Here is a 5,240-nt window from a genome sequence, read left to right as displayed (position 1 = left end):
GCGCCGACCACCCCGCGCGCCACCAGACCGCCAACTACACCCTCATCTGGGAAGAGCCAGTATGCATGCAATTCCTCCAAGATCACAGGAAGATGATCTTTGTAAGATTTCCGCTCCATGAGGTACTGATACGGATTAGTCGCGTGCAGGAGGGCGCTGCAATAGCCGTATGCCCGACCCCACTCGTCTTCACGAAGGAACTCATCCTCGGGCGAGTCCATGTGCCAGGTCTCCCGGCCGGATTCGTCGACAGAGCGGCGAAATTTGAACGGTTTCGGCCAGTATCTAGGGTTGACGCGCTTAACAATCCGTCGGGCATCGGAAGCCGTCTTGGTCGCGAAGGCATCTGAGACGGCCGCTGCTGCAGGGCGATTTGCAATTAGTGTAGATAGTACAACGCTTTCGAGCGCCATACGGATATTCAATGCGATGACTTCAACGTCGACAGCGCGCAGTCCGGATTTGGCGTGGAGCTGGCCGACAAACTCCAGCCGCTGCATAGTAAATGTTAGCATTGCACAGTAGAGTTCAATGTCTTGCGGCCGGGCATCATCCACGGGTTCGCTTGGCGCTCGACGGCGGTCGGCTGCTAGCTCGGAGTCAGTTCTTGACGGAGGCTCCGGCGAAGACTGCGGCGCTCCAGCATCGGGGGGCTGCTTGGACATTGCTACATCCTGCCGCGTGAGTGGAGCGCTCTGACGCCAACCAGCACCCCACGCCCTCGGCTGCTGCGAAGTGCCGGAAGCGATGCTCGTTTCGCCGATCCTGGGTGGACCGAGACCTGCGACAGTTGTGTCCCAGGGCGTGGTGTAGGACGTCGGTCCTGATGACGGCGTGGGTGACCGCGTTGTGGGGGGCCATCGTGCGACGGTCAGCGAGACCGGCTCAAAGGTGCTCGCGGAAGGACACGACGCACGATGACCCTGGACCAGTCTGCCCTGCTCGAGGTGCTGGAGACACTCAAGGCCGCCCATGTCGAAGACCGCGTCCGCACGGCGGCGGAAACCATCTATCAGGCGTTGATCGAGGCCGAGCTGACCTCGGTGATCGGCGCCGCCCCGCACGAACGCAGCGACGCGCGCACCGCCCAGCGCAACGGGCACCGTCCGCGCATCTTGACCAGCACGGTCGGGGACCTGGAGCTGCGGATCCCGAAACTGCGCACCGGCTCGTTCTTCCCGTCGCTGTTGGAGCGGCGCCGCCGCATCGACCAGGCCCTGTTCGCGGTGGTCATGGAGGCCTACCTGCATGGCGTGTCCACCCGCAAGGTCGACGACCTGGTCCGGGCCCTGGGCGCGGACACTGGGATCTCCAAGTCCGAGGTGTCGCGGATCTGCGCCGACCTCGACGACGAAGTCGGAGCGTTCCGCGACCGCTCCCTGGCCGACCAGGCCTTCCCCTACGTGTTCCTCGACGCCACCTACTGCAAGGCGCGCGTGAACCGCCGGGTGGTGTCCCAGGCCGTGGTCGTGGGCACCGGGGTGGCCGCGGACGGGCGCCGCGAAGTCCTCGGGTTCGCCGTGGGCGACTCCGAGGACGGCGCGTTCTGGACGCAGTTCCTGCGCTCGTTGAAGGCGCGCGGGCTCGGTGGGGTGCAGCTGGTCATCGCCGATGCCCACCTCGGGCTGCGGCACGCCGTCCAGGCTGTGTTCGCCGGTTCCTCGGTGCAGCGGTGTCGGGTGCATTTGCTGCGCAACGTGCTGGCCCGCGTCCCGAAAGGGAGCGCGGAGATGGTCGCCGCGGCGGTGCGCACGATCTTCGCCCAGCCCGACGCCGAACACGTCCGCGAGCACTTCGAGGTCGTCGCGGCCATGCTCGGGCAGCAGTTTCCGGTGGTGGAGGCGATGCTGCGCGAGGCCGAGCCGGAGCTGTTGGCCTTCGCCGCGTTCCCGGTCAGCCACTGGAAGAAGATCTGGTCGACGAATCCGCTGGAGCGGCTGAACAAAGAGATCAAACGCCGCACCGACGTGGTCGGGGTGTTCCCCAACCCGGCCGCGCTGCTGCGCCTGGCCGGCGCGGTCCTGGTCGAGGCCCACGACGAGTGGCAGGTCTCGGATCGCCGCTACCTCTCCGAAGGCTCCATGGCCGCCCTCCGCGCCAGCGACGCGAAGCAAGAGGTAGCGCGGGCCGAGCTCGTCGCGGCATCATCACCACCAAGCTGACCGCCGCGCACGATCTACACCACGCCACGGGGCGTCATCCCTGCGACTTGTTCACGCGCGGGCGGGGGAGCGGCGGCGTGAGGGCTCCCGTACTCGACCGATGAGCGCCAGGCCGACGTCAACCTATCGAGCAACATGGGGCGTCTGGGCTGGCCAAGGCGCGAAGCGTGGTCGGGCGGAGCAAAGCCGGAGCGAACAGCTTGCGTGCATCCGTCAGTTCCTGTGAGCCGCCCTGGGTCTGATGGAGGCCCGGCTTATGGGATTTCGACCGCCTGAGGGCCGTCCCGGTGGGCAGCGTAGAACGCCTGCTCGAACTCGACCGGCGGGCGGTCGTTGAGGTAGCCGTGCAGCCGGCTGGTGTTGTGCCAGTGCACCCAGCCCAGCGTGGCGAGCTCGACGTCCTCAACGGTCTTCCACGGCTGCTGACGCGCCGGTCCGCGGATCAGTTCGGCCTTGTAGTAGCCGTTCACCGTCTCGGCCAGGGCGTTGTCGTAGGAGTCCCCGACGCTCCCGATCGAGGGGACCGCGCCGATCTCGGCCAGCCGCTCTCCGTAGCGCAGCGAGGTGAACTGCGACCCAGCATCGGAGTGACAGCGCAGCCCGTCGAGCCTGGTCCCGCGGGACCAGCGGGCCATCTCGACCGCGTCGAGCACCATCGTGGTGCGCATGTGCGCCGCGACCCGCCACCCGACGATCGTGCGGGAGAATGCGTCGACGATGAAGCACACGTAGGCCATCCCGGCCCAGGTCGGGACGTAGGTCAGGTCGGTGACCCACAGCTGGTTCGGCGCCTCCGCTCTGAAGTAGCGGTCGACGAGATCGGGGTGACGCGCAGCGGTGGGATCCGGGCGGGTGGTGCGCGTCTTCTTGGTCCGTCGGGCGCCTTCGATCCCGGCCGTGCGCATAAGACGAGCAACCTGGTCACGGCCCATGACAAGTCCGGCCCGGCCGGCCGCCTTCCAGAGCTTGCGTGCCCCGTAGACGCGATAGTTGCTGTCCCACAACCCGACCAGTTGTGGGATCAGGTCGGCGTCGCGGCGCGCCCGCGTCGAGGGCGGGCGGGTCTTTGCGGCGTAGTAGGTGCTGGGGGCCACCTGCAGGACCCGGCAGATGGGCTCGACCCCCAACGGTTTGCCCTCGACCACCATGTGGCGGTGAGCGTCGATGAACGCCACTACCTGCGATACTGGCGGTCGAGCTCCGCCCCGAAGAAACTCGCGGCCCGCTTCAAGATTTCGTTCGCCCGGCGCAGTTCACGGATCTCCTGCTCAAGCTCACGGACCCGCGCGGTCTCGTCGGTGGTGACGCCGAGCTGGTGGCCGTCGTCGATGTCGGCCTGGCGCACCCACAACCTCACCGACTCGACCCCGTAGCCGAGCTGGTCAGCGACCCGCTTGATGGTGCCGTGCTCGTTGCCCAGCTCCGCCCGCAGGGTGCGGACCATCCGCACCGCGGCGGCCTTCTCCTCCTCGGAGTAGCGGCGCGTGGTCGGCTTGCCCGGCGACTGCTCTCTCGGCATGGCTCCATCCTCGTTTCCAAGGTCGGGAGCCTCCACCGGACCCAGGGCGACTCACCTGAGACGCGCCGGAAGGGATGTGCTGGTCAGAGCGCGCGAGGCGAGATGAGGCGCCTCCACCTGATTGGCCGCGTCCGCGTTCACGCAGAAGTGCCTATGCCCTCGCCGGGCGGGCAGGTCTCCGGGATGGGCGACCGTGCCATCCCGTCAACCTCCCTCCGGGCTACCACACGGCCGCCCGTGGGCGGAGCTGATCGAGGTCGGGCGGCGGTTGCGTCGAGGGCCGCCCACGGACGGCCGCGCGGTCGGCTTGCAGCAGGTTGACGGGATGGCACTAGCAGGGCGGGGGAGCCGCTCTGCCGGGGCACACCTGGGGCACATGAGGGCCGGAACAGACCAACACCCGCTGACACGAGGTGGCAGCGGGTGGGCTGGTGATCGTGGGTCCCGAGGCGGACGCGCAGGCAGTGATCATGCCTGGTTCGCGTTAGGAGAGCGGTGCTCTATCCCCTGAGCTACGAGGGCCTTGGGGGAGACTACCTGCAGCCCGCACGACGCTCGGCGCCTACCGCGTAGGAGCGGACCCGCGAGGTCACGCCGGCCGGGGGATCACGGCCGAGTCGGATGTTGCGTCACGGCGTGTAGAGCAGGATGACGACGCCGTTGCCGCCGTCGGCGCCCGGCTCGAAGGTGGCGCCGCGGGTACGGGTGGGGTCGGCGTAGGAGTCGCCGGCACCGCCGCCACCCCCAGCGCCGCCGAAGCTGTTGCTCTCGCCGCGGCCGCCGCCATGCGCGTACCCGCCACCGCCGCCGCCCCCACCCCCGCCGCCGAGCAACGGCGGCTTGGCGCTGTCCTCGCCGTCGGCGCCGCGCGGCTTCGACTCGTGCGCGCCGTCGCCACCGTGGCCGTAGATCCCCTGTCCTCCCGAACCGCCGTGGGCCCCGGCCCGGCCGGGGCCGTAGCCGGCGGAGCCGCCGTTGCCGCCGCGGGCCTGGGGCGCGAAGTAGGTGGAGCCGCCCCCGCCGCCCCCACCACCGGCGACGACCAGCCTGGTGCCCGCCGCGTCGGTGATGGAGCTGGCCCCTCCGCCGCCCCCGCCGTTGAAACCGGTGAAGGTGTGGGCGATGCCGCGGCCACCCCCGTGGGCATCGCCGTATCCGGCGCCGCTGTTCCCGTCGCAGCCGACGGTCACCGTCAGATCGGAGCCGGCCGGCGCGATCGTCGCCGCGACGCGCGCGCCGTAGCCCGGACGCCCGGACACGCCCGGGTCGGTGGGGATGCCGCCCGCCGCGCCGACCACGATCGCGTCGACCGAGGTCACCGTCGTCGGCACACGCCAAGCCTCCTTGCGGTGCGTGCAGTGGAAGACCGCGGCGGTCAGGTGGGTGCTGAGCACGATGCTCCCGTCGCCGTTGCCGGCGACCCCGTCGAAGGCCAGCAGATGGGCACCTTTGCCGACGAACGACTCGCCACCACCACCGCCCCCGCCCCCGCCGCAGGTCAGCGTCCCGTCGCCGGAGTAGCCGGCGGTGCCGCCGTGCGGGTATCCGCCCCCGCCGCC

Annotated in this window: 4 protein-coding genes and 1 other annotated feature; of the genes, 1 reads left to right on the top strand and 3 read right to left on the bottom strand. The window is 69.4% G+C overall.

The annotated features are described in order from the left end of the window. Positions 1 to 500 (bottom strand): hypothetical protein (locus PSD17_RS19060; protein WP_339123922.1); only part of this gene is annotated, 500 nt, incomplete at its 3' end. Positions 501 to 917: 417 nt separating this feature from the next. Between PSD17_RS19060 and PSD17_RS19055 the strand changes: the two genes are divergently transcribed. Next, positions 918 to 2,162 carry an IS256 family transposase gene (locus PSD17_RS19055; protein WP_013672518.1) on the top strand — a complete coding sequence of 415 codons (1,245 nt, stop codon included), beginning with the start codon at positions 918 to 920 and terminating at the stop codon, positions 2,160 to 2,162. Between the two features lie 254 nt (positions 2,163 to 2,416). On the opposite strand, the gene PSD17_RS19050 is transcribed toward PSD17_RS19055, so the two are convergent. Next, a protein-coding gene (locus PSD17_RS19050) for an IS3 family transposase (protein WP_339123919.1) occupies positions 2,417 to 3,681 on the bottom strand; the annotation gives its coding sequence in 2 pieces (ribosomal slippage) (positions 2,417 to 3,378 and positions 3,378 to 3,681; 1,266 coding nt in all). Further along, positions 3,248 to 3,382 (bottom strand) — a sequence feature (AL1L pseudoknot). Its footprint overlaps the gene before it by 135 nt. A gap of 629 nt (positions 3,682 to 4,310) precedes the next feature. After that, on the bottom strand, positions 4,311 to 5,240 hold a 930-nt coding region (locus PSD17_RS19045; protein WP_339123918.1), incomplete at its 5' end, for a glycine-rich domain-containing protein.

The organism is Pseudonocardia sp. D17, from assembly GCF_036984265.1.
Lineage (GTDB): Bacteria > Actinomycetota > Actinomycetes > Mycobacteriales > Pseudonocardiaceae > Pseudonocardia > Pseudonocardia benzenivorans.
The sequence above is the reverse complement of the archived record's forward strand: the minus strand, read 5'-3'. Positions and strand labels throughout refer to the sequence as shown.

Bases quoted from the DNA above. Each gene is read 5' to 3' on its own strand.
- PSD17_RS19055 (WP_013672518.1), top strand. From the start codon at position 918: ATGACCCTGGACCAGTCTGCCCTGCTCGAGGTGCTGGAGACACTCAAG.